The following is a 23,195-nucleotide window of genomic DNA, read 5'->3' as shown; positions in this document are numbered from 1 at the left end:
GGCCCCGGCACCGGGGCCTCTCCCCGGGCCGTGACCGGTGGCGCTCCCCGGCCTGCCCGAGCCCACCTATCCTGGGCCGGGCACCAGGAGCGTCGAAGTGAGAGAGGCCGTACGTTGAGCGAGCAGCAGATCCCGGTCGTCGTCATCGCCGGTTTCCTGGGCTCCGGAAAGACCACACTTCTCAACCACCTGCTGCACAGCAGCAGAGGCAGCCGCATCGGCGCCATCGTCAACGACTTCGGGTCGATCGAGATCGACGCCATGGCCGTTGCCGGGCAGCTCGGGGACTCGACCGTCTCGCTCGGCAACGGCTGTCTGTGCTGCGCCGTCGACGCGAGCGAGCTCGACGAGTACCTGGAGCGGCTGACGCGGCCCTCGGCCCGTATCGACGTCGTCGTGATCGAGGCGAGCGGTCTGGCGGAACCGCAGGAGCTCGTGCGCATGGTGCTCGCGAGCGAGAACCCCCGCATCGTGTACGGCGGCCTGGTCGAGGTCGTGGACGCCGCGGAGTTCGACGCGACACGGCAGCGTCACCCCGAGGTCGACCGGCATCTGGCCATCGCCGACCTCGTGGTGGTCAACAAGGCGGACCGGACCACGGAGTCCGCGCGCGAGCGCATTCTCGGCGTCGTCGGAGATCTCGCCGCGCAGGCGGCCGTGGTGCCCGCCTCGTACGGGCGCATCGACCCCGAGCTGCTCTTCGACCGCCGCGACGTGGGGGAGCGGATCGGGCAGCTGTCCTTCGACGACCTTGCCGCCGACGCGGGCCAGGAGGACTGTGGCGCGGGGCAGCAGGACGGCGGCGCCGGACACGGGGACTGCGACGTGCACCACGACCACGGCGCGGGCTGCTCGCCGGCGCATCTGCACAGCGCATACGACAGCGTGTCCTTCACCGGGCGGCTTCCGATGCACCCGCGACGGCTGATGGACTTCCTGGACAGCAGGCCCGACGGGCTCTACCGCATCAAGGGGTACGTCGACTTCGGCGCCGCGGACCCGCGGAACAAGTACGGGGTCCATGCCGTCGGGCGGTTCCTGCGGTTCTACCCGGAGCCGTGGGCGCGGGGCGAGGACCGACTGACGCAGCTGGTGCTCATCGGCTCCGGGTTCGACGGCACCGCCCTCCACAAGGAGCTGGAGGCCTGTCAGGACGGCGAACTGCACGACACCGCCGACGAGCGCACCATGTGGGGCGTCCTGCGGTACGTGCAGGAGCCGGACCATGCACGGGAGCAGGACCAGGAGCAGGACCTGGCCGGAGAGCCGGCGTAGGCACACCTGCCTGCCCGGTGCCCGGCGCCGCCCTCGCGCCGCCGGGCACCCGAGGGGCCTATACCGGTCCTGCCACCGCCGCCACCGCCTTCGCGAGCGACACGCCCGAGCCGTCCCGGCGCGGGTCGGGCTCCGGCAGTTCCACCGGCAGGCCGCTCTTCTGCGCCGCACGCGCGGGTGTGGGGCCCGCCCAGGCCAGGCTCAGACAGTCCTCGCCCTTCAGGAACCGCTGGCAGCGCACGCCGCCCGTGGCCCGCCCCTTGCGCGGGTACTGGTCGAACGGGGTGAGCTTGGCCGTCGTGTGGACCGAGTCGTCGAGTGTGCCCCGCGAGCCCGCGACCGTGAACACCACCGCGTCGGCCGACGGGTCGACCGCCGTGAACGAGATGACCTTCGCGCCCTGGGCCAGCTTGATGCCGGCCATGCCTCCCGCGGGGCGGCCCTGCGGGCGCACCTGGGCGGCCTGGTAGCGCAGCAGTTGGGCGTCGTCGGTGATGAAGACCAGGTCCTCATCGCCGGTGCGCAGCTCGACCGCGCCGACGATCCGGTCGCCCTCCTTGAGGGTGATGACCTCCAACTCGTCCTTGTTGGACGGGTAGTCGGGCACCACCCTCTTCACCACGCCCTGTTCCGTGCCGAGCGCGAGGCCCGGCGAGGACTCGTCGAGCGTCGTCAAGCAGACGACCTTCTCATCACCCTCCAGGGAGAGGAATTCCGAAATCGGGGCGCCGCCCGAGAGGGTGGGCGCCTGAACGGTCTCCGGGAGCTGCGGCAGGTCGATGACCGGCAGGCGCAGCAGCCGACCCGTCGACGTCACCGCGCCGACCTCGCCGCGCTGCGTCGCGGGGACGGCCGAGACGATCACGTCGTGCTTGTGGCGCTTGCCGCCGTCCTCGGGCAGGGGCTCCCCGGTGGCCGTGCGCGCCAGCAGGCCGGTGGACGACAGCAGGACGCGACACGGGTCGTCGGCCACCTGGAGCGGCACGGCTGTGGCGGGGGCGCCCGCCGACTCCAGGAGCACCGTGCGCCGCTCGGTGCCGAACTTCTTCGCCACAGCGGCCAGTTCGGAGCCCACCAGCTTGCGCAGCTCGGCATCCGAATCCAGGATCCGGGTCAGCTCCTCGATCTCCGCACGCAGCCGGTCGCGCTCGGACTCCAGCTCCAGCCGGTCGAACTTGGTGAGGCGGCGCAGCGGGGTGTCGAGGATGTACTGCGTCTGCACGTCGCTCAGCGAGAAGCGCTCGATCAGGCGCTCCTTGGCCTGCGCCGAGTTCTCGCTGGAGCGGATGAGCCGGATGACCTCGTCGATGTCCACGAGGGCGACGAGCAGGCCCTCCACGAGATGCAGCCGGTCACGCCTCTTGCCGCGCCGGAACTCGCTGCGGCGCCGCACCACTTCGAAGCGGTGGTCGAGATAGACCTCCAGCAGCTCCTTCAGACCCAGCGTCAGCGGCTGGCCGTCGACGAGCGCCACATTGTTGATGCCGAAGGACTCCTCCATCGGCGTCAGCTTGTACAGCTGCTCCAGGACGGCCTCGGGGACGAAGCCGTTCTTGATCTCGATGACCAGACGCAGCCCGTGCTCACGGTCGGTGAGGTCCTTGACGTCCGCGATGCCCTGGAGCTTCTTCGAGCCGACCAGGTCCTTGATCTTCGAGATGACCTTCTCGGGCCCCACCGTGAACGGCAGCTCCGTGACGACGAGACCCTTGCGGCGGGCCGTCACCGTCTCGACCGAGACCGTCGCGCGGATCTTGAAGGTGCCGCGGCCCGTCTCGTACGCGTCGCGGATTCCGGCCAGGCCGACGATGCGGCCGCCGGTCGGCAGGTCGGGCCCCGGGACGTACTTCATCAGGGTCTCGAGGTCGGCGTTCGGGTGCCGGATCAGATGGCGGGCGGCCGCGACGACCTCGCCCAGATTGTGCGGCGGCATGTTCGTCGCCATGCCGACGGCGATCCCGGAGGCGCCGTTGACCAGTAGGTTCGGATAGGCGGCGGGCAGTGCCACCGGCTCCTGCTCCTGGCCGTCGTAGTTCGGGGCGAAGTCGACCGTGTCCTCGTCGATGGACTCCGTCATGAGGCTCGTCGCCTCGGCCATCCGGCACTCCGTGTACCGCATGGCGGCCGGCGGGTCGTCATTGCCCAGCGAGCCGAAGTTGCCGTGCCCGTCGACCAGCGGCACACGCATCGAGAACGGCTGCGCCATGCGCACCAGGGCGTCGTAGATCGACGCGTCGCCGTGCGGGTGCAGCTTGCCCATGACCTCGCCGACGACACGGGCGCACTTCACATAGCCGCGCTCGGGGCGCAGCCCCATCTCGTTCATCTGGTAGACGATGCGGCGCTGCACGGGCTTCATGCCGTCCCGGGCGTCCGGCAGGGCCCGGGAGTAGATCACCGAGTACGCGTACTCGAGGAAGGAGCCCTGCATCTCGTCGACGACGTCGATGTCGAGGATCTTCTCCTCGTACGAGTCGTCGGGCGGCGGGGTCTTCGTGCTGCGGCGGGCCATCGCTGCTGCGGCTCCTTCACCAACATGAACGGAACGGGGAACGGTTCTGACGCGACCATTGTGGACCGGCCCGCCGACAACGCGGACCGCGACCCGACCGTACCGGCTCGCCCACGGGTCCTCGCCGCGTGCTCCCCGGACTTCCCGCGTCGGCGGCGCCGGACGGGATGCCGCAGGGCCGCACGGGCGGTCGGGGCGTACCCCCGCTCGGCTCGGGCCGCCCGCCCTCGTCCCGTCCGGTGCACGCGCTTCCACCTGCGCCGATGCCCGTATCCCCGGCCGGCCACGTGCGCACCCGCACCCGGGCCGCCGGCCGAGCTGTGCGCGGACCCGCCCCGTGGCCCTCCCCGGAGCGCTGGGCGGCTCACCCGGACCGGCGTTCCCCGCCGCTCGCTCTCGGCGTACCCGGCCCGGGAACTTCGCCAGGTGTCAGCACGCTTGCATACAGTGGCAGGACAGGCAGGGAATTCCCCAGTTTCGCGATCGAAGGGACGTACATGCCCATGGGTCACACGGCCACAGCGCAGGCCGGCTCCGGCGGCCTGACAGCGACCGAGCACCGCCTGGCCAACGGCCTGCGCGTGGTGCTCTCCGAGGACCACCTGACCCCGGTCGCCGCGGTCTGCCTCTGGTACGACGTCGGCTCGCGCCACGAGGTCAAGGGCCGTACCGGCCTCGCCCACCTCTTCGAGCACCTGATGTTCCAGGGCTCGGGCCAGGTCAAGGGAAACGGCCACTTCGAGCTGGTGCAGGGCGCAGGCGGCTCGCTGAACGGCACCACCAGCTTCGAGCGCACCAACTACTTCGAGACCATGCCGACGCACCAGCTGGAGCTGGCGCTCTGGCTGGAGGCCGACCGGATGGGCTCGCTGCTCGCCGCGCTCGACCAGGAGTCGCTGGACAACCAGCGGGACGTCGTCAAGAACGAGCGGCGCCAGCGCTACGACAACGTCCCCTACGGCACCGCGTTCGAGAAGCTCACCGCCCTCTCGTACCCCGACGGCCACCCGTACCACCACACCCCCATCGGCTCCATGGCCGACCTGGACGCGGCCACCCTCGAGGACGCGCGGGACTTCTTCCGCACCTACTACGCGCCGAACAACGCCGTGCTGTCGGTGGTCGGCGACATCGACCCCGTGGAGACGCTCGCCTGGGTCGAGAAGTACTTCGGATCCATCCCGGCGCACCACGCCAAGCCCGCTCCGCGCTCCGGCTCGCTGCCCGAGACCATCGGCAGCGAGCTGCGCGAGGTCGTCGAGGAAGAGGTCCCCGCGCGTGCCCTGATGGCCGCCTACCGGCTGCCGGAGGACGGCACCCGCGCGTGCGACGCCGCCGACCTCGCGCTCACCGTGCTCGGCGGCGGCGAGTCGTCCCGTCTCTACAACCGCCTCGTGCGGCGCGACCGCACCGCCGTCGCGGCCGGATTCGGGCTGCTGCGCCTGGCCGGTGCCCCGTCGCTCGGCTGGCTGGACGTGAAGACCGCCGGCGACGTCGAGGTGCCGGTCATCGAGGCCGCCGTGGACGACGAGCTCGCCCGCTTCGCCGAGGAAGGCCCGACGCCCGAGGAAATGGAGCGTGCCCAGGCCCAGTTGGAGCGCGAGTGGCTGGACCGGCTGGGCACCGTCGCGGGCCGCGCCGACGAACTGTGCCGGTACGCGGTCCTGTTCGGTGACCCCCAGCTCGCGCTGACCGCGGTCAAGCGCGTCCTGGAGGTCACCGCCGACGAGGTCCGTGAGATCGCCAAGGCCCGCCTGCGCCCCGACAACCGCGCGGTGCTCGTCTACGAGCCCGTCGAGTCCGCCGACAGCACCGCCGCCCCCGAAGAGACCGCCGCGACCGCAGACGAGGAGGCGGCGAAGTGACCGACGCCGCGACGGACGTATCCATGGAGTTCCACCCCCAGCCGCAGCCGGGCGAGGCCAGGCCCTGGGCGTTCCCGGCGCCGCAGCGCGCCACGCTCGACAACGGCCTCACGGTGCTGCGCTGCCATCGTCCGGGCCAGCAGGTGGTCGCCGTCGAGGTGCTCCTCGACAGCCCCCTCGACGCCGAGCCCGAAGGGCTCGACGGCGTGGCCACGATCATGGCCCGGGCCCTTACCGAGGGCACCGACAAGCTCTCCGCAGAGGAGTTCGCAGCGGAGCTGGAGCGCTGCGGTGCCACCTTCGACACGCACGCCGACCACCCCGGTGTGCGGATCGCCCTCGAAGTGCCCGTCTCCCGGCTCCTCAAGGCGCTCGGACTGCTCGCGGACGCCCTGCGTGCGCCCGCGTTCGAGCAGAGCGAGATCGAGCGGCTGGTCAACAACCGGCTCGACGAGATCCCGCACGAGATGGCCAACCCGGCCCGGCGCGCCGCCAAGGAGCTGTCCAGGCAGCTGTTCCCGGCGTCCTCGCGCATGTCGCGCCCGCGCCAGGGCACCGAGGAGACCGTCGCGCCGATCGACGCGGCGGCCGTGCGTGCCTTCTACGAGCGGCACGTGCACCCCGCCACGGCGACCGCCGTCGTCGTCGGCGACCTCTCCGGCGTCGACCTGGACGCCGTCCTCGGCGAGACCCTGGGTACCTGGACGGGCGGTACGGCGCAGCCCCACCCGGTGCCCCCGGTGACCGCCGACGACACCGGACGCGTCGTCATCGTGGACCGCCCCGGGGCCGTGCAGACGCAGCTGCTCATCGGCCGGGTCGGGCCGGACCGGCACGACCGCGTGTGGCCGGCGCAGGTGCTCGGCACCTACTGCCTCGGCGGCACCCTCACCTCGCGGCTGGACCGCGTGCTGCGTGAGGAGAAGGGATACACCTACGGCGTACGGGCGTTCACCCAGGTGCTGCGCTCCGCGCCCTCCTCTCCCTCGGGAGGGGCGACGGGCGCCGCGATGCTCGCCATCTCCGGTTCCGTGGACACCGCGTCGACGGGACCGGCCCTGGCGGACCTCTGGCAGGTGCTGCGCACGCTCGCGGAGGGCGGTCTGACGGACGCCGAGCGCGATGTCGCCGTGCAGAACCTCGTGGGGGTCGCGCCGCTCAAGTACGAGACGGCGGCGGCCGTCGCCGGCACCCTCGCCGACCAGGTCGAACAGCATCTGCCGGACGACCACCAGGCGGAGATGTACCGCCGCCTCGCCGCCACGGGCACCGTGGAGGCCACGGCCGCGGTCGTGAACGCCTTCCCGATGGACCGTCTGGTGACCGTCCTCGTGGGTGACGCGGCACAGATCGAGGAGCCCGTGAAGGCCCTCGGGATCGGTGAAGTCACCGTGGTGACGGGCTAGTCGAGCGGACGGGGCTCCTGACGGCCGACTGGTCCAGGAGCCTCGGACGGGTGGTGCAGGTGGCCCCGGCGGCATACGTGTCGCCGGGGCCCATGTGTCATGCGGTTTGTCCGAATTGATGGGGAGGCTGCCCGTCTGCCCTGTGGCATGCACTACAAAACCGGTGTTCCGTTTGTCGATTGAAAGACGCCCCCCGTAGCGTCAACGCGACTGTCCGCCACGCAGTACGCCGCGCCCGCGGCACCGGGCAGTCATCGCCGAGTCCCCGTACGGCGCGAGCCAGGGGAGCCGGGGACCCATGAAGTCCCTGGGGTGAATCGGGCTCCCTCCCGAGGGGGGCCCGTAGGAGACCTTCCTGCTCCGAACCCGTCAGCTAACCCGGTAGGCGAGAGGGAAGGAAAGGACCCGCCTCTTTCATGGCGTTCACCCGTGCTACCGGGAAGCATCGTCGTCCGAGCCGTCTGGCACGTACGAGCACACAGGTCGCAGGCGTCGCGGCCCTCACCACCACCGGGGTCGTCGCCGGGCTGGCCGCTCCCGCATTCGCTGCGGACCCCGTGCCCACGCTCGACGACACCGGGCTGAACCGGGCCATCACGATCAGCGACACGCTGCCGGAGCAGATCGACGCGCAGGCCGCCGCCCAGAAGCAGGCCGCCCACGAGGCCGCCGCGCAGCGGAAGGCGGAGGCGGAGGCCAAGCGCAAGGCCGAGGCCGCCGCGAAGAAGGCGCGTGCGGAGAAGGAGCGGGCCGCGCGCGAGGCCGAGCGCAGGCGCCTCAACCGGTTCGTCCTGCCGGTCACGGGCTCGTACATATCGACCGGCTACCAGGCCAGCAGCTCCCTGTGGTCCTCGGGGCACCACACCGGCGTCGACTTCCACGCCGCGTCCGGCACCCCCGTGCACTCCGTGGGCGCGGGCACCGTCGTCACCACCGGCTGGGGCGGCGCGTACGGCAATCAAGTAGTGATCAAGATGCACGACGGCACGTACACCATGTACGGGCACCTGTCGTCGATCGGTGTCTCCGTCGGACAGTCCGTCACGCCGGGGCAGCAGATCGCCCTCTCCGGAGCCACCGGCAACGTCACCGGGCCGCACCTCCACTTCGAGGCCCGCACGAGCCCCGAGTACGGCTCCGACATGGACCCCGTCGCCTATCTGCGCGCACACGGCCTGCACGTCTGACCCGGGCCCCGGTCCTGCGCCCCGGGAATCCCGCAGAACGCCCGAAAGCCCCGGCTCCCCGAGCCGGGGCTTTCGCGTTCCGGTTTCGCGCCGCGTTCCCGCCCCTCCCTGGCCAAAAAATATCCATGGAATCCGGCCCGCCGTCGGAAATTCGCGCTCCCTGCAATAGAGTCGCTGAACGAGCGTCAATCGACCGCGTTTCGCGGGGGTTAAGGCGGAGGTCCGGTCATGCGTATTCCCGCGCAGTCGGTATGCACGGCGATCAGGGACGACATCGTCGCCGGTGTCCACGGGCGCGGAACGCGGCTCACCGAGGAAGTGCTCGCGCGGCGGTACGGGGTCTCCAGGGTGCCCGTGCGCGAAGCGCTGCGCACCCTGGAGGCGGAGGGCTTCGTGGTCACCCGCCGCCACGCGGGCGCGTGCGTCGCCGAGCCCACCGAGGAGGAGGCCGCCGACGTCCTGGAGGTCCGCATGCTGCTGGAGCCCCTGGGTGCGGCGCGTGCCGCGCAGCGGCGCACGGACGGGCACCTCAAAGTGCTCCGCGGCCTGGTCAGGCTGGGTCAGGAGCGCGCCAGGCGCGGGCACAGCGAGGATCTGCGGTCACTCGACGGCTGGTTCCACGAGACACTCGCGCAGGCCTCGGGCAGCCCGGGTCTGACCGCCCTGCTCACCCAGCTGCGGCACAAGATCGCCTGGATGTACTCCGTCGATCCGCCGGCGAGCCCGGCGGAGTCCTGGGCCGAGCACGGGGCGATCCTCGACGCGGTGGCGCGCGGGGACGCGGAGCGGGCACGCGCCCTCACCGCGCTGCACGCCGAACGGGCGTCGTCCGCGCACCGGCTGCGATTCGGCCCGAACGCCGTCGCGGGCCGCGTGAGGAGTTCGCAACATGCCGTAAACACGGCAGGCCTGCGTCTTTAACAGAGGGGCCGTATACAAGAGGTATTCGAAGTGGGCGGAATTCTGCTGCCCATTTTCCGGGCCGCATTTTCCGGCGCCGTCCATTACCAGCCACACTTTGTCGGGGCGTGCTTCTTTCCCGAGCTCGCACTTCGTTCCCGTCCCATTGCCGGCCGCTCGCACGGCGCCGCACTCGACCGCGGGCACCGGCTCGTGCGAGGGCGCAAAACCGCGGAGCCGCGCGTGCCCCCGAAAGGACGGGGGTCGCGCGGCTCCGCCGTGATCTGTGGGGCCGTCAGACGGTCTCGGGGAGCTCCTCGAGCCCCTCGGCGACCAGCTTGGCCAGACGGTCCAGGGCCGCCTCGGCGCCCTCGGCGTCGGAGGCCAGGACGATCTCCTCGCCGCCCTCGGCGCCCAGGCTGAGCACCGCGAGCATGGAGGCGGCGTTGACCGGGTTGCCGTCGGCCTTGGCGATCGTCACGGGGACACCCGCGGCGGTGGCGGCACGGACGAAGATGGAGGCGGGGCGGGCGTGGAGACCCTCGGCCCAGCCGACGTTGACGCGGCGCTCAGCCATGTGATGCTGCCCTTCAGGTTTCACAGGGTTGTCTAGACCAGTGTGGCATACCGTCGTGGGTGATCGATGGGTCCGGTGCGATGGCCGGTTGTGCCCGTACCCTAACTCCATGCAGACCCCGTCGGACCGGCATGAATACCCTGCTCACTGGGAGGCCGACGTGGTGCTGCGCGACGGCGGCACCGCCCGGATCAGGCCGATCACCACCCAGGACGCCGACCGCCTGGTCAGCTTCTACGAACAGGTCTCGGACGAGTCGAAGTACTACCGCTTCTTCGCGCCGTACCCGCGGCTGTCCGCCAAGGACGTGCGCCGCTTCACCCACCACGACTACGTGGACCGGGTGGGGCTCGCGGCCACCATCGGCGGCGAGTTCATCGGGACGGTCCGCTACGACCGCATCGACGCCCGCGGTCTGCCGGCCAGCGCGCCCGCCGACGAGGCCGAGGTCGCCTTCCTGGTGCAGGACGCCCACCAGGGCCGCGGCGTGGCCTCCGCGCTCCTCGAGCACATCGCGGCCGTCGCCCGGGAGCGCGGCATCCGCCGCTTCGCGGCCGAGGTGCTGCCCGCCAACACCCGGATGATCAAGGTGTTCACGGACGCCGGCTACGAGCAGAAGCGCAGCTTCGAGGACGGCGTCGTACGCCTGGAATTCGGTCTCGAACCGACCGAGGCCTCGCTCGCGGTGCAGCGTGCGCGCGAGCAGCGCGCCGAGGCGCACTCGGTGGCGCGGCTGCTGCGGCCCGGCTCGGTCGCCGTGATCGGCGTGGGCCGCGCTCCGGGCGGGGTCGGCCGCAGTGTCCTCGCCAACCTCGCAGGAGCGGGCTTCACGGGCCGCCTGTACGCCGTCAACAAGGCGTTCGCGCCGGAGCAGACCGAGCTGGACGGGGTGCCCGTACGGCGCTCCGTGCGCGAGATCGCCGAGCCCGTCGACCTCGCGGTCGTGGCCGTGCCCGCCGAGCGGGTGCCCGACGTGGTCGCCGAGTGCGGTGAGCACGGCGTCCAGGGGGTCGTCGTGCTGTCCGCGGGATATGCCGAGAGCGGCGCAGAGGGACGCGAACGGCAGCGTGCCCTCGTCCGCCAGGTCCGCTCGTACGGCATGCGCCTCGTCGGCCCGAACGCCTTCGGGGTCGTGAACACGTCCCCGGAGGTGCTGCTCAACGCATCCCTCGCGCCCGAACTGCCGCGGCCCGGCCGGATAGGCCTCTTCACGCAGTCCGGCGCGATCGGGATCGCCCTGCTGTCCCGGCTGCACCGGCGCGGCGGGGGAGTGACCGGTGTCGCCGGTGTCTCCACGTTCGTGTCGGCCGGCAACCGTGCGGACGTCTCCGGCAACGACGTCGTCCAGTACTGGTACGACGACCCGGACACCGACGTCGTGCTGATGTACCTCGAATCGATCGGCAACCCACGCAAGTTCACCAGGCTCGCGCGGCGCACCGCGGCCGCCAAGCCGCTCGTCGTCGTGCAGGGCGCACGGCACAGCGGCGTCGCGCCGCTCGGGCACGCCGTGCCCGCGACGCGGCTGCCGCACGCGACGGTGTCCGCGCTGCTCCGGCAGGCCGGGGTGATCAGGGTCGACACCATCACCGAGCTCGTCGACGCGGGCCTGCTGCTGGCCGGGCAGCCGCTGCCGGCGGGCCCCAGAGTGGCGATCCTCGGGAACTCCGAGTCGCTCGGGCTGCTGACGTACGACGCGTGCCTCTCCGAGGGACTGCGGCCGCTGCGGCCACGGGACCTGACGACCGCGGCGACCCCGGAGGACTTCTACGCGGCGCTGACGGAAGCCCTGGAGGACGAGGCGTGCGACGCCGTCGTCGTCACGGCGATCCCCGCGGTGGGCGAGGGCGGAGCCGATGACGTGGCGCTCGCCGAGGCCCTGCGCGCGGCGGCTGCACAGCATCCGGCGAAGCCGGTGCTCGTGGTGCACGTCGAGCTGGGCGGGCTGGCGGAGGCGCTGTCGGCGGCGACGACGACCGGGCCGAGGTTCCGTTTCCCGGCGCCGGGCACGGAAGGCCGCACTCGTGCCTCCCACGGTGACGTGAGTCCCCTTGGCATGGAGGCGCCCCCGGAGGAGCGACGCCCCGTGGCCGGTACGGAGACCGGGGAGGCGCCCGGGACGGCACCGGACTCCCGGGCCTCGCAGGAGTGGGCCGGGGCGACACCCGGTTCCGGGGCACCGGGTGAGCGGCCCGGAGCGGCGCAGGGCCCCGCGCAGCCGCCCACGCCGGACTCGACGCGTGCGCCGGAGGCGCCCCGGACGATGCCGGCCACCGCCCGCATCCCCGCCTACCCGGCCGCCGAGCGGGCTGTGCGGGCGCTGGCCGAGGCCGTGCAGTACGCGCAGTGGCGGCGCGACGACGCCGAACCCGGCAAGGTGCCCGAGTTCGACGACGTCGACGAGGCGGGGGCCGCCGGGCTCATCGCAAGGCTGCTCGACGCCGGGGACAACGACCCCCGTGGGGCCACGCTCGCCGAGGAGGACGCGAACGCGCTGCTCGCCCGGTACGGCGTGCCCGTGACGCCCACGCTGGCCGCGTCCGGCCCCGACGAGGCGGCGCAGGCGGCGCGCAGGCTGGGGTACCCCGTCGCCCTCAAGACCACCGCACCGCACCTGCGTCACCGCGCGGACCTCGGCGGGGTCCGGCTCGATCTCGCCGACGAGGAGCAACTGCGGCGGGCCTACGCCGAGTTGACCGAGAGTCTCGGCAAGCCCGAGGAGCTGCGGCCGGTCGTGCAGACGATGGCGCCGCGCGGGGTCGACACGGTGGTGCGGGCCGTGATCGACCCGACGGCCGGGGCGGTGCTGTCCTTCGGGCTGGCCGGGGCCGCGTCCGAACTGCTCGGCGACACCGCGCACCGGCTGATCCCGGTCACCGACCGGGACGCCAGGTCCGTGATCCGGTCCATCCGCACCGCGCCGATCCTCTTCGGCTGGCGCGGCGCCGCCCCCGCCGACACGGCCGCCCTGGAGGAGCTGCTGCTCCGGGTGTCGCTCCTGGTGCACGACCACCCCGAGGTCGTGGACGTCGGCCTGGAGCCCGTGGTGGTCGCCCAGCACGGGGTGTCCGTGCTCGGAGCCACCGTGCGTCTCGCGCCGCCGCCCGCCCGCGACGACCTCGGACCACGCACCCTGCCCACGTACTGAACGGCCGGGCGTCCCGTCGCGCCGGGGCGCCGGCGCCCCCGTGTGCGGCCTGTCCCGCACTCGGACGGCGCCCGCCCACGGCCCGCTCCGGACACCGGCCGCCCCGGACACACCCGGCTCCTGGACCCCGGCCGCCTCCGCATCCACCCGGCCCTGGGAAGGGCCGCCCAGGCACCGGCGTCCCCGCGTGCGGTCCGCCCGGGGCACCGGCGAACCCCCGGTACAGGTGTCCCGAGCGCCGCCGGACCCCGCACACGGCCGGGCCCCGCGGAGCGGCCGGCTCCCGCACACCGGCCGCCCGCTCCCGGTCGGGCGCCATGCCTCCGGGCGGGACCTGAGGCCGCTCATCGGGCCGTAGGATGGACGGCATGGCCAAGACCAGTACGACGACCCAGGGGCTGCGCACGGCGATCGAGCGCAGCGGCTACTACCCGGCTCTCGTGGCCGAGGCGGTGGAGGCCGCGGTAGGCACCGAGGCCATCGCGTCGTACCTGGTCCATCAGGAGACCACCTTCGACGCCAACGAGGTGCGCCGCCATGTGACGGTGCTCGTCCTCACCGGCACCCGCTTCATCGTGAGCCATACCGATGAGCAGGCGGCCGACAACACCTCCCCGACGCCGTACGCGACCACGTCCACGGAGTCCGTGAAGCTCGACCGGATCTCGTCCGTGGTCGTCAGCCGCGTGGTGTCGAACCCGGAGGCGTACAAGCCGGGCACCCTGCCGCGCGAGGTCGTCCTCACCATCGGCTGGGGGGCCGTCTCCCGCATCGACCTGGAGCCCGCCGCGTGCGGCGACCCGAACTGCGAGGCGGACCACGGCTACACGGGCAACGCGACAGCGGACGACCTCAGCCTGCGGGTCAGCGAGGCCGGTGACGGCCCGGACGCGGTGCGACAGACCCTCGCCTTCGCCCAGGCGCTCTCCGAGGCGACCGCGGACACCGGCCGCTGATGTCCTACCCCTCTCCCGCCGCCGTCCCCCACCCGGAGCCCCTCGCCGTAGGCTCGGCGCCCCTGCCCGAGTACGGCTCCGGCTCGCTCGCCGACCTGCTGCCGACGCTCGCCGCGGGCATGGGCGTGCCCGGCACGACCGCCGCGATCGGTGAACTCGCACCCACCGACCGGGCCTGCGTCTTCCTCGTGGACGGCCTCGGCTGGGAGCAGCTGAGGGCGCACCCGGACGAGGCCCCGTTCATGACCTCGCTGCTGGGAAGCTCGCGCGGCGGCACCGGGCGCCCCCTCACCGCCGGCTACCCCGCCACCACCGCGACCTCGCTCGCCTCGGTCGGCACCGGACTGCCCCCGGGCGCGCACGGCCTGCCCGGCTACACCGTGCGCAACCCCGACACCGGCACGCTGATGAACCAGCTCCGTTGGAACCCGTGGACCGAGCCGAGGGCCTGGCAGCCGTACCCCACGGTCTTCCAGCTGGCCGACGCGGCGGGCGTGCACACCGCCCAGGTGTCCTCCCCGGCCTTCCAGAGCACCCCGCTCACCCAGGTCGCGCTGAGCGGAGGGACGTTCCACGGACGCCTCTCCGGCGAGGACCGCATGGACCTCGCGGCCGAACAGCTCGCCGCCGGCGACCGGTCCCTCGTCTACACCTACTACGCCGAGCTGGACGGCAACGGCCACCGGTTCGGTGTCGAATCGGACGCCTGGCGCGGCCAGCTGATGTACGTCGACCGCCTCGTCCAGCGCCTGGCGGAACAGCTCCCTCCGCGCACCGCCCTGTACGTCACCGCGGACCACGGCATGATCGACATCCCGTTCGACGAGGAGCACCGCATCGACTTCGACGAGGACTGGGAGCTGCGCGCCGGTGTCGCCCTGCTGGGCGGCGAGGGCCGGGCCCGCCATGTCTACGCGGTGCCCGGCGCCCACGCGGACGTCCTGGCCTGCTGGCGCGAGGTGCTCGGCGAGCAGTTCTGGGTGGCCGGACGCGACGAGGCCATCGCCGCCGGCTGGTTCGGCCCCGCCGTCGACGAGCGGGTGTACGGCCGCATCGGCGACGTCGTCGCCGCGGCCCGGGACGACGTGCTGATCATCGCGTCGGAGCGGGAGCCGAAGGAGTCCCTCATGGTCGGCAACCACGGTTCGATGACGGCGATGGAGCAGCTGGTTCCGCTCCTCGAAGTGCGGTCCTGACCCTCGGAAGCACGAAGCCGGGGCCGGTGCGCGTATCCGATGCCCGCGGTGCGCCACCGCTCCTCGCCCATTGCGACCACCCACCCCACACGCCGAAAGGTTCCCGACTCCCCATGCCCGAGCTGGTGTTCTTCTCCGGAACGATGGACTGCGGAAAGAGCACCCTGGCTCTGCAGATCGAGCACAACCGCTCGGCGCGCGGCCTCCAGGGCATGATCTTCACGCGGAACGACCGGGCGGGTGAGGGCAAGCTCTCCTCGCGGCTCGGCCTCGTCACGGACGCCGTGGAGGTCGCGGACGACCTCGACTTCTACGCGTACCTGGTCGAGACGCTCACCCGGGGGGCGCGGGCGGACTATGTCATCGCGGACGAGGCGCAGTTCCTCGCGCCCGGACAGATCGACCAACTCGCGCGGGTCGTGGACGACCTGGGCATCGACGTCTTCGCCTTCGGCATCACCACCGACTTCCGCTCCAAACTGTTCCCCGGCTCGCAGCGTCTCGTCGAAATCGCCGACCGGGTCGAGGTCCTCCAGGTCGAGGCCCTGTGCTGGTGCGGCGCCCGGGCCACCCACAATGCGCGCACCGTCGGGGGCCGCATGGTCGTCGAAGGTGCACAGGTGGTCGTCGGGGACGTCAACCAGTCGGCGGACGAGGTGGGTTACGAGGTGCTCTGCCGTCGGCACCACCGTCGGCGGATGACCGCGGCGACCGCGCGCGCGGGAGCACTCTCACCGGACGTGCTCCCGGTGGACGTCCCGGTGGGTGACTGAGACCCGGGTCGGCGGATCTCGGGCCGGGAGCGTACGCGCAGGCCCCCCGCCACATCCGGCCCGCCGTCAGGCGGCCGCCGTCGTCACGACCGTGAACACCGCGCCCTCCGGGTCGGCCACCGTCGCCACGCGGCCGCGGTCGCCGTCCCATGCAGCTTTCACCACATGGCCGCCCAGCTCGGTGATCCGCTCGACCACCTCGTCCACGTCGGCGACTTCGAAGTAGGTCATCCAGTGTGCCCCGCGGTCGCGCGGCAGCGCCCGGCCGAGGCCGTGGACCGCGGCCACCGGGCGCCCCTGGAGGTGCAGCGTCACATAGTCGAAGCCGGCGGAGACGACGGCCTCCTCCTCGTAGCCGAAGACGGCCTCGTAGAACTTGGCGACGGTCGCCGTCTCGCGTGTGATGAGCTCGCTCCAGGCCGGGGCCCCGGGCACCCCGCTGACCGCCATGCCGAGATGGGCCGCGGTCTGCCAGATGCCGAAGACGGCGCCCGCAGGGTCGGCCGCGATGGCCATCCGGCCGGCCTCCGCGGCGTCCAGCGGGCCGACCCCGACGGTGCCGCCGCAGTGGCGTACCCGCTCGGCGGTCGCGTCGACGTCCTCGGAGGCGAGGTACGGCGTCCAGGCGATCGGCAGATGCCGGTCGGGGGGAAGCTGCCCGATCCCGGCCACCTCCTTGCCGTCGAGCAGTGCCCGGACGTACGGGCCGAGCTGCTGCGGGCCGGGCCGGAACTCCCAGCCGAACAAGGCGTGGTAGAAGTCCTGGGTGGCCGTCATGCCGTGCACCATCAGGCTCACCCAGCACGGCATCCCGGGGATGTGCCGCCCCTGATCCGCGCTGTCCCACCGGCCGGCCGACCGCCGTGCCTCGGTCATCGTCACTCTCTCCTCGACCCCGTCATGGGCGCGTGCCGACGCGCCCTTCACCGTCGCGCGTGCGCGCGCCGTGCAGATGCTCGCACCACCTGCCGCGCGGCGCGGTCCGGCCGCGCCGTGCCACCTCGCGTGGCACACCGCGGGGAGGATGCCCGTTTCGCTGTGTACCGCCCGTTTCGCAACCGTGGCCCGGTGGTGTCCATCAGGTGTACACCGTGTGCCCGGTCCTGTACACCGTGTGGTCATCAATGATCCCCTCCGAACCGTCGTCCGGATCCGTCCGTGACGGCCGCTCCGTGCGCGAGGATGGGGCCATGAACCCGATCATCTCCGCAGCCGAACTCGCGAGCGAGCTTGCGGGACCGAATCCGCCGGTACTTCTCGACGTCCGCTACCAGTTGGGCTCGCCGAGCCTGCGCCCCGAGTACGAGGCGGCGCACATCCCGGGGGCGGCCTTCGTCGAACTGGAGGGGGAGCTGGCAGCCCCGGCCGGTGATGGCGGCCGCCATCCGCTGCCGGACCCCGGGGTCTTCGGCGCGGCGATGCGCGCCGCCGGGGTCTCGGCGGACCGCGACGTCGTGGTCTACGACGGCGGGCTCGGCTGGGCGGCGGCGCGTGCGTGGTGGATGCTGCGGTGGGCGGGTCACCCGTCCGTGCGGGTGCTGGACGGCGGCTTCGGTGCATGGTCCGGGCCGGTGGAGTCGGGGTCGGCGGAGCCTGCTCCCGGGTCGTTCGTGCCGGCGCCCGGCGCGGTGCCCATGCTGGACGCGGACGGGGCGGCGGCTCTCGCGCGGTCCGGCGTCCTGCTCGACGCACGGGCCGCGGAGCGGTACCGCGGGGAGGTGGAGCCGATCGATCCGGTCGCCGGGCACATCCCCGGGGCCGTCTCGGCGCCGACCGCGGAGAACGTCGGGGACGACGGACGCTACCGGCCCGCCGAGGAGCTGGCGGCCCGCTTCAAGTCCCTCGGCGCGACGGGCGATTCCGAGGTCGGCGTCTACTGCGGCTCCGGTGTCTCCGCCGCGCAGCAGGTCCTGGCGCTGGAGATCGCCGGCATCCCGGCCGCCCTCTATGTCGGCTCCTGGTCGGAGTGGTCCCGCGACGGCAGCCGCCCCGTCGCGACGGGCCCCGACCCGCAGTGACCCGAGACCGGGGCGTGTCCGCCGGACAGGCCGGCGAGTCCGGCTCGTCCGGCGCGGGAGAGCCCTGCGTCGGGTGACGGCCGGTCACGCGGCAGGTGGAGCGGTCCCGGGGTGTGCGGAACCGGCTCGCGGCGTGCGGGCCGGTCCGCGGTGAGAAGGCCCGGGGGCCTTCCAATACGTGAGAAGGCCCCCGGACCTGCCCCTACTCCTGCTTCTTCCGCCGCGTCCCGAACACGATCTCGTCCCAGCTGGGCACCGCCGCCCGGCGTCCGGGACGGACCCCGTCCGCCTCGGCCTGCCGGTCCGTCGCACCGACGAGCCGGTCCCGGTGGGCGCTGACGGACCGAGGCATGAGCACGTCGGCGTAGGCCGATCCGGCCCCTGCCGAGGCGGCGGGCGCCGGCGGCTCCTCGGCCTCGGCCTCCCGCTCCGGCTCCTCCGGAGCGCGCTCACCGTTCGCCGCGGGCCGCTCGGGCACCACAAGATCGCCACGGAAGCTGGGCACGGCCTCCAGCAGGCTGGTCAGTGAATCGCGGCCCTGCTCCGCCGGGATGCTCTCCTCGGCGGGCTCCGGCGAGGGCGAGGGGAGGCTCGGCCGCTCGATCTGCCGATCCAGGGCACGGTCCAGCGGCCGGTCGCGTGGGAGTCGCGCGATCCGCGGCACGAAGGGAAAGCTGGGCTCGGGCGCGGCGAGGTCGTCGGACTCGCCGATGAGGGAGCGCGCTTCGTCGTCGACCGCCTGGACCAGACGGCGGGGCGGGTCGTACGTCCAGCTCGCCGAGTGCGGCTCACCTGCGACCGCGTAGACGAGCAGGACCTCCCAGGTGCCGTCGTCGCGGCGCCACGAGTCCCACTGGACGCTGTCCTTCTCGGCGCCGCGCAGCAACAGCCGCTCCTGCACGGCCTCTCCGAGCTGCGGCCCGGTGTTCTCGCCGGGCCGGCGCACGGGCGTCTTACGAGCCCGCTCGGCCATGAACGCGCGCTCGGCCAGCACCGGTCCCTCGAACCGGCGTACACGGTCGACGGGGATTCCGGCGAGCTGGGCGACCTCCTCGGCGGAGGCGCCGGCACGTATCCGCGCCTGGATGTCGCGGGGGCGGAGATGGCTCTCCACCTCGATCTCGATCTGGCCGAGGCGGGGACGGTCGCCGCGCACGGCGGCGCGGAGCCGTTCGTCGATGGGAAGCGTGTACTCCGTGCTGTCCGCAGCCTTCAGCACCAGCCGTGTGCCGTCATTGGAGACGGCCACGACACGCAGTTCGGGCATGGGGACCTCCCGGGTGGTGCCTGCCGACGTCACGTGCGTCGCTGCTTCCGCTAGTCGAGTGTGGCCTGCCCGGGTGCAGCCTGCCACAACCTTGCCGAGTTGCCCGGCGTGTCGGGCACGGGCCCTGGATCGCCGTTATGGCACGGTTACCTATTCGCAACGCTAAGTGACGAACTTCGTCACCCTGTGCAACGAGCCCCCTCCCGGTGATCCTGGAAGGCCCCGGGCACCCTGGCGGGAGACCGGACCCAGGGCTCGTAACAGTACTCCATTCGGGCCACTCGGGTGGATCGCCGCGCCGCCGAACTTCTCGCAGGAGGGGGGAGTTGGCCGCCCCGGGCGCCTGAAGTGCGCCGTTCGCGCGCGGCGCACTTCACGGAATCGCCAGAAACGGAACTAATCACTTCGCCCGTACGTCCCCTTTTCGTGCAGTAGGACGACCGACACCCGGATCAGGTGTGACATCCGGAAAGGGAGGCATGGTTCGGAGTGGTGCGCACATGGGAGTGAAGCCCGACACCGACGGGAAGAGGCGGCTTGATCTGAATGTCCCTCAGGTCGCGGGCAGTGCCGTCGCGGCGGTGGTGGCGGCGAAGCTCGCCGCCAACCTGGGTGTGTACGGGACGATCCTCGGCGCCGGTGTCGTCAGTGTGGTGGCCACCTGCGGCGGTTCGCTGTTCCAGCACTTCTTCCGGCGCACCGGTGAGCAGATACGGGAGGCCGCGGTCCAGGCGAAGCCGAGTGCCCGGCAGGTCCCGGTGCCCGACGTCCGGCAGCCCGCGGAGTCCGGTGCCGCGGATCCGCACGGGCTCGGCGCCCGAACCGCGTACGGACCCGACGGCCCGGGCCCGTACGGCCCCGACGCCGCGGCGGGCCGGTGCGGGCCCGGGGCGCCGGACTCCGCGGGCGGGTTCGGCGCGGGCACCGTGTACCGGGCGCGGATCCGGAGCTGGAAGCGGCCCCTCGTCGGGGCCGCTCTCGTGTTCGGCGTGGCCATGGGCGGCATCACGACGTACGAACTGGCGTCCGGCCGGAATTTCACCGGCGACGGCAGGGCGACCACGATCGGCGACGCGCTCACCGGGCACAACTCCCGTCCGGCGCCCGCCCCGGTGCCCTCATCCGGCACCTCGCGGCACGGCACCGGCGGCGACGCCACCCCGCGCGACGGCACCTCCATGGGCGAGGGCACCCGGCGTCAGGAGGGTTCGCCGTCCGGCGGCGACCGGACGGCGAGTCCCGGCCCGGACCGCACGCCAGGCTCGGGGAGCGGTACCGGGGGCGAGGGTGCGACACCGGCTCCCGCCCCCGGCGCTTCGACGCCGGACCCCACGTCGTCGGGCGACGGCACATCCGGCGACGTACCGGAGGCGCAGAGCACCCCGTCGTCCCCGTAGCCGTACGGCCGTCAGTCGCCCAGGACGCGCCGCAGGTAGGCGTTGCCGAAGCGACGGTCCGGGTCGAGGCGGTCGCGCAGGGCCGTGAACTCGCCGAAACGCGGGTAGGCGTCGGCGAAGTACTCCGCGTCGCGCGTGTGCACCTTCCCCCAGTGCGGTCGCCCCTCGTGCGCGGTGAAGATCCGCTCGGCGGCCGTGAAGTACGCCTGGTACGGCGTGCCCCGGTACATGTGGACGGCGATGTACGCGCTTTCGCGGTCCGAGGCCGTGGAGAGCGCGATGTCGTCGGCGGGCGCCGTGCGGACCTCCACCGGGAAGCTGATGCGCAGCGACGAGCGGTCGACCATGGCCTTGAGCTCACGCAGCGTCTCGACGAGTGCCGCGCGCGGGACGGCGTACTCCATCTCCACGAAGCGCACCCGGCGCGGGGATGTGAAGACCTTGTAGGGGATGTCCGTGTAGGTGCGGGCGGACAGGGCGCGGCTGGAGAGCCGCGCGATCGCCGGGATGGCCGCGGGAACCGCGCGGCCGAGCGAATTGGCCGCCTGGAAGACGCCGTTGGAGAGGAACTCGTCCTCGAACCAGCTGCCGACCGTGCCGAGCGGTGCGGCCGGGCCCGCGCTGCGGTTGTTCCGTTTGGTGTTGCAGTTCCCGGTGTGCGGGAACCAGTAGAACTCGAAGTGCTCGTTCTCGGTGAAGAGTTCGTCGAACTCGGCCGTGACCCCTTCGAAGGTCATCGGCTCCTCCCGCGCGGAGAGCAGGAAGACCGGCTCCACGGCGAAGGTGATCGCGGTGACGATGCCGAGTGCGCCGATGCCGATCCGGGCGGCCGCGAAGACCTCCGGGTTCTCCTTCTCGGAGCAGGTGAGGACCGAGCCGTCGGCGGTGACCAGTTCAAGACCGCGGATCTGGGCCGATATGGAGGCCGAGTCGCGGCCCGTGCCGTGCGTGCCGGTGCTGGTGGCGCCGGCGACGGTCTGCTCCATGATGTCGCCCATGTTCGTGAGCGACAGGCCTTCGCGGGCCAGCGCCACGTTCAGCCGCTTCAGCGGGGTGCCCGCCTCCACCGTGACCGTGCCGGCCTCGCGGTCGACGGCACGGATGCCGGTCAGGAGCTGGGGTCGTATCAGCACCCCGTCGGTCGCGGCGGCCGCCGTGAAGGAGTGCCCGGTGCCGACGGCCTTCACCTTCAGGCCGTCCTCGGCCGCCCTGCGTACGGCGGCGGACAGTTCGTCGACCGAGGCCGGAGCGACCTCCCGTACCGGTCGGGCGGTGACGTTCCCCGCCCAGTTACGCCACGCGCCGCTGTTCCCGTTCGCCATGCTCGAGGGTCCCTCCCCGCTGTGGCACCGGCCGCTTCAGCCGGCGATACCCCAGGAAACCCACCGCCACCGCGACGGCGCCGGCAACCGCCGGCACCCCGTACCCGGCCTTCGCACCGGCCGCGTCGATCACCCAGCCGGCCACGGAGGAGCCGAACGCGACCCCGACCGCGAGCCCGGTGCTCACCCAGGTCATGCCCTCGGTCAGTTTCGCGCCTGGTACGTGCTGTTCGACGAGGGCCATCGTCGTGATCATCGTCGGTGCGATGGACAGGCCCGCGACGAACAGCGCCACGGCCAGAAACGTCAGGTTCCCGACCAGTTGGAGGGGGATCATACTCACGGCCATGGCACAGACGCCCAGGACCCAGCGCCGGGCGGGCTGCCCCGTGAAGTGCAGCAGTCCGAACACGGCGCCCGCGGCGCAGGAGCCCGCCGCGTACAGGGCGAGGACGATGCTCGCGGCTGCCTTGTGGCCCTGCTCGTCGGCGAACGCCACGGTCACCACGTCGACCGAGCCGAAGATCGCGCCCGTCGCCACGAAGGTGGCGACAAGAACCCGCAGGCCCGTCGAGCGCAGCGCCGAGCCGCCCGTGTGGTGATCGTGCGGGTGCGGCACGGGCTCCGTGCCGTGCTGGGCCGTCAGCCAGAAGACGCCCGCCGCGAGGAACATCCCGGCCAGCAGCGGCCCCGCCTCGGGGAACCACACCGTGGACAGTCCGATGGAGATGATCGGCCCGAAGATGAAGCAGATCTCGTCCACCACGGACTCGAAGGCGTAGGCGGTGTGCAGCTGCGGCGTGTCCCGGTAGAGCGCCGCCCAGCGGGCCCGGGTCATCGAGCCGATGCTCGGGCAGCAGCCGATCAGCGCGGCGCACAGGAACAGCGTCCAGTCCGCGAGCGAGAAGTGCGCCGCCAGCAGCAGCCCGGCCGCCGCGGTGAGCGTCACCAGGGTCGTCGGGCGCAGCACCCTGCGCTGTCCGTACCGGTCGACCAGCCGGGATATCTGCGGGCCGATCGCCGCCGCGGACAGCGCGATCGTGGCGGACAGGGCGCCCGCGAGGCCGTACCGTCCCGTGAGCTGGGAGACCATCGTGACGACGCCGATGCCCATCATCGACAGCGGCATCCGTCCGAGGAAACCCGCCGCCGAGAACCCCTTGGTGCCGGGGGAGGCGAATATGGCGCGATAGGGGCTGGGCAAGGAACGCTCCGTTGCGGACCTCAGTCCGGGGCTGAGTAAGGCGTGTAGGTGGCCAATACAGCTTACTGGCGCGGCGGGTCACCCGCATGGCCCATCCCGGTTTGCGGACCGGCCGCCCCAGGGGGCTTCCAGCAGGTCTGCTCCGGTGGGCCCGCGGGCCCACGCGGGCCCGGCGACGGCGCGCGACCGGCC

Annotated in this window: 17 protein-coding genes and 1 riboswitch; of the genes, 11 read left to right on the top strand and 6 right to left on the bottom strand. The window is 72.6% G+C overall.

Going from position 1 to position 23,195, the window contains the following annotated elements; all coding sequences use genetic code 11:
• Positions 1 to 114 precede the first annotated feature (114 nt).
• Positions 115 to 1,275 (top strand): CobW family GTP-binding protein, encoded by a 1,161-nt coding sequence (locus ACWCP6_RS22550; protein ID WP_450934286.1) that lies wholly within the window; start codon positions 115 to 117, stop codon positions 1,273 to 1,275.
• 58 nt (positions 1,276 to 1,333) lie between these two features.
• Here the strand turns inward: ACWCP6_RS22550 and ACWCP6_RS22545 are convergent, their stop codons facing one another.
• Complete coding sequence (locus ACWCP6_RS22545) at positions 1,334 to 3,787, bottom strand: DNA gyrase/topoisomerase IV subunit A (protein WP_450934285.1); 2,454 nt, start codon at positions 3,785 to 3,787, stop codon at positions 1,334 to 1,336.
• Between the two features lie 497 nt (positions 3,788 to 4,284).
• On the opposite strand from ACWCP6_RS22545, the gene ACWCP6_RS22540 reads away from it, so the two are divergent.
• The 4 genes from ACWCP6_RS22540 (at position 4,285) to ACWCP6_RS22525 (ending at position 9,166) form a co-directional block, all read left to right on the top strand.
• Positions 4,285 to 5,652 carry a M16 family metallopeptidase gene (locus ACWCP6_RS22540; protein ID WP_450934284.1) on the top strand — a complete coding sequence of 456 codons (1,368 nt, stop codon included), beginning with the start codon at positions 4,285 to 4,287 and terminating at the stop codon, positions 5,650 to 5,652.
• 23 nt (positions 5,653 to 5,675) lie between these two features.
• On the top strand, positions 5,676 to 7,058 hold the full coding sequence (locus ACWCP6_RS22535) for a M16 family metallopeptidase (protein ID WP_450934344.1): 1,383 nt from the start codon (positions 5,676 to 5,678) through the stop codon (positions 7,056 to 7,058).
• Positions 7,059 to 7,303: 245 nt separating this feature from the next.
• Positions 7,304 to 7,461: riboswitch (cyclic di-AMP (ydaO/yuaA leader) on the top strand.
• A gap of 13 nt (positions 7,462 to 7,474) precedes the next feature.
• Positions 7,475 to 8,245, top strand: a complete 771-nt coding sequence (locus ACWCP6_RS22530) for a M23 family metallopeptidase (protein ID WP_450934283.1) — start codon at positions 7,475 to 7,477, stop codon at positions 8,243 to 8,245.
• Positions 8,246 to 8,473: 228 nt separating this feature from the next.
• Positions 8,474 to 9,166 (top strand): GntR family transcriptional regulator, encoded by a 693-nt coding sequence (locus tag ACWCP6_RS22525; RefSeq protein WP_450934282.1) that lies wholly within the window; start codon positions 8,474 to 8,476, stop codon positions 9,164 to 9,166.
• A 274-nt stretch (positions 9,167 to 9,440) separates the two neighbouring features.
• Here the strand turns inward: ACWCP6_RS22525 and ACWCP6_RS22520 are convergent, their stop codons facing one another.
• The gene (locus ACWCP6_RS22520; protein WP_450934281.1) at positions 9,441 to 9,722 is read right to left on the bottom strand and encodes an HPr family phosphocarrier protein; all 282 of its coding nucleotides are present in this window, start codon (positions 9,720 to 9,722) and stop codon (positions 9,441 to 9,443) included.
• Between the two features lie 109 nt (positions 9,723 to 9,831).
• Here ACWCP6_RS22520 and ACWCP6_RS22515 point away from each other — a divergent pair, with 109 nt between their 5' ends.
• The 4 genes from ACWCP6_RS22515 (at position 9,832) to ACWCP6_RS22500 (ending at position 15,795) form a co-directional block, all read left to right on the top strand.
• Positions 9,832 to 12,870: a GNAT family N-acetyltransferase gene (locus ACWCP6_RS22515; protein ID WP_450934280.1), complete on the top strand. Its 3,039-nt coding sequence runs from the start codon at positions 9,832 to 9,834 to the stop codon at positions 12,868 to 12,870.
• 359 nt (positions 12,871 to 13,229) lie between these two features.
• Entirely contained in the window at positions 13,230 to 13,826 is a 597-nt protein-coding gene (locus ACWCP6_RS22510; RefSeq protein WP_450934279.1) for a DUF5998 family protein, read from the top strand.
• Complete coding sequence (locus tag ACWCP6_RS22505; protein WP_450934278.1) at positions 13,826 to 15,022, top strand: alkaline phosphatase family protein; 1,197 nt, start codon at positions 13,826 to 13,828, stop codon at positions 15,020 to 15,022. Before ACWCP6_RS22510 ends, ACWCP6_RS22505 begins: the two co-directional genes overlap by 1 nt.
• Positions 15,023 to 15,135: 113 nt before the next feature.
• Positions 15,136 to 15,795, top strand: a complete 660-nt coding sequence (locus ACWCP6_RS22500) for a thymidine kinase (protein WP_450934277.1) — start codon at positions 15,136 to 15,138, stop codon at positions 15,793 to 15,795.
• A 66-nt stretch (positions 15,796 to 15,861) separates the two neighbouring features.
• On the opposite strand, the gene ACWCP6_RS22495 is transcribed toward ACWCP6_RS22500, so the two are convergent.
• Positions 15,862 to 16,671, bottom strand: coding sequence for a VOC family protein (locus ACWCP6_RS22495; protein WP_450934276.1), 810 nt, complete (start codon positions 16,669 to 16,671; stop codon positions 15,862 to 15,864).
• Between the two features lie 314 nt (positions 16,672 to 16,985).
• Here ACWCP6_RS22495 and ACWCP6_RS22490 point away from each other — a divergent pair, with 314 nt between their 5' ends.
• Positions 16,986 to 17,813 (top strand): sulfurtransferase, encoded by an 828-nt coding sequence (locus ACWCP6_RS22490; protein WP_450934275.1) that lies wholly within the window; start codon positions 16,986 to 16,988, stop codon positions 17,811 to 17,813.
• A gap of 202 nt (positions 17,814 to 18,015) precedes the next feature.
• Here ACWCP6_RS22490 and sepH read toward each other — a convergent pair whose 3' ends face one another.
• On the bottom strand, positions 18,016 to 19,113 hold the full coding sequence (sepH, locus tag ACWCP6_RS22485; protein WP_450934274.1) for a septation protein SepH: 1,098 nt from the start codon (positions 19,111 to 19,113) through the stop codon (positions 18,016 to 18,018).
• Between the two features lie 467 nt (positions 19,114 to 19,580).
• Here sepH and ACWCP6_RS22480 point away from each other — a divergent pair, with 467 nt between their 5' ends.
• Positions 19,581 to 20,477: a hypothetical protein gene (locus tag ACWCP6_RS22480; RefSeq protein ID WP_450934273.1), complete on the top strand. Its 897-nt coding sequence runs from the start codon at positions 19,581 to 19,583 to the stop codon at positions 20,475 to 20,477.
• A gap of 11 nt (positions 20,478 to 20,488) precedes the next feature.
• On the opposite strand, the gene ACWCP6_RS22475 is transcribed toward ACWCP6_RS22480, so the two are convergent.
• Both ACWCP6_RS22475 and ACWCP6_RS22470 read right to left on the bottom strand, forming a co-directional pair.
• Complete coding sequence (locus ACWCP6_RS22475) at positions 20,489 to 21,799, bottom strand: D-arabinono-1,4-lactone oxidase (protein WP_450934272.1); 1,311 nt, start codon at positions 21,797 to 21,799, stop codon at positions 20,489 to 20,491.
• A complete protein-coding gene (locus tag ACWCP6_RS22470; RefSeq protein WP_450934271.1) occupies positions 21,768 to 23,003 on the bottom strand; it encodes an MFS transporter in 1,236 nt (411 codons plus the stop codon). Before ACWCP6_RS22470 ends, ACWCP6_RS22475 begins: the two co-directional genes overlap by 32 nt.
• Between the last annotated feature and the right edge of the window lie 192 nt (positions 23,004 to 23,195).

This window comes from Streptomyces sp. NPDC002004, assembly GCF_053593975.1.
This window is presented reverse-complemented; position numbering and strand designations above follow the sequence as displayed.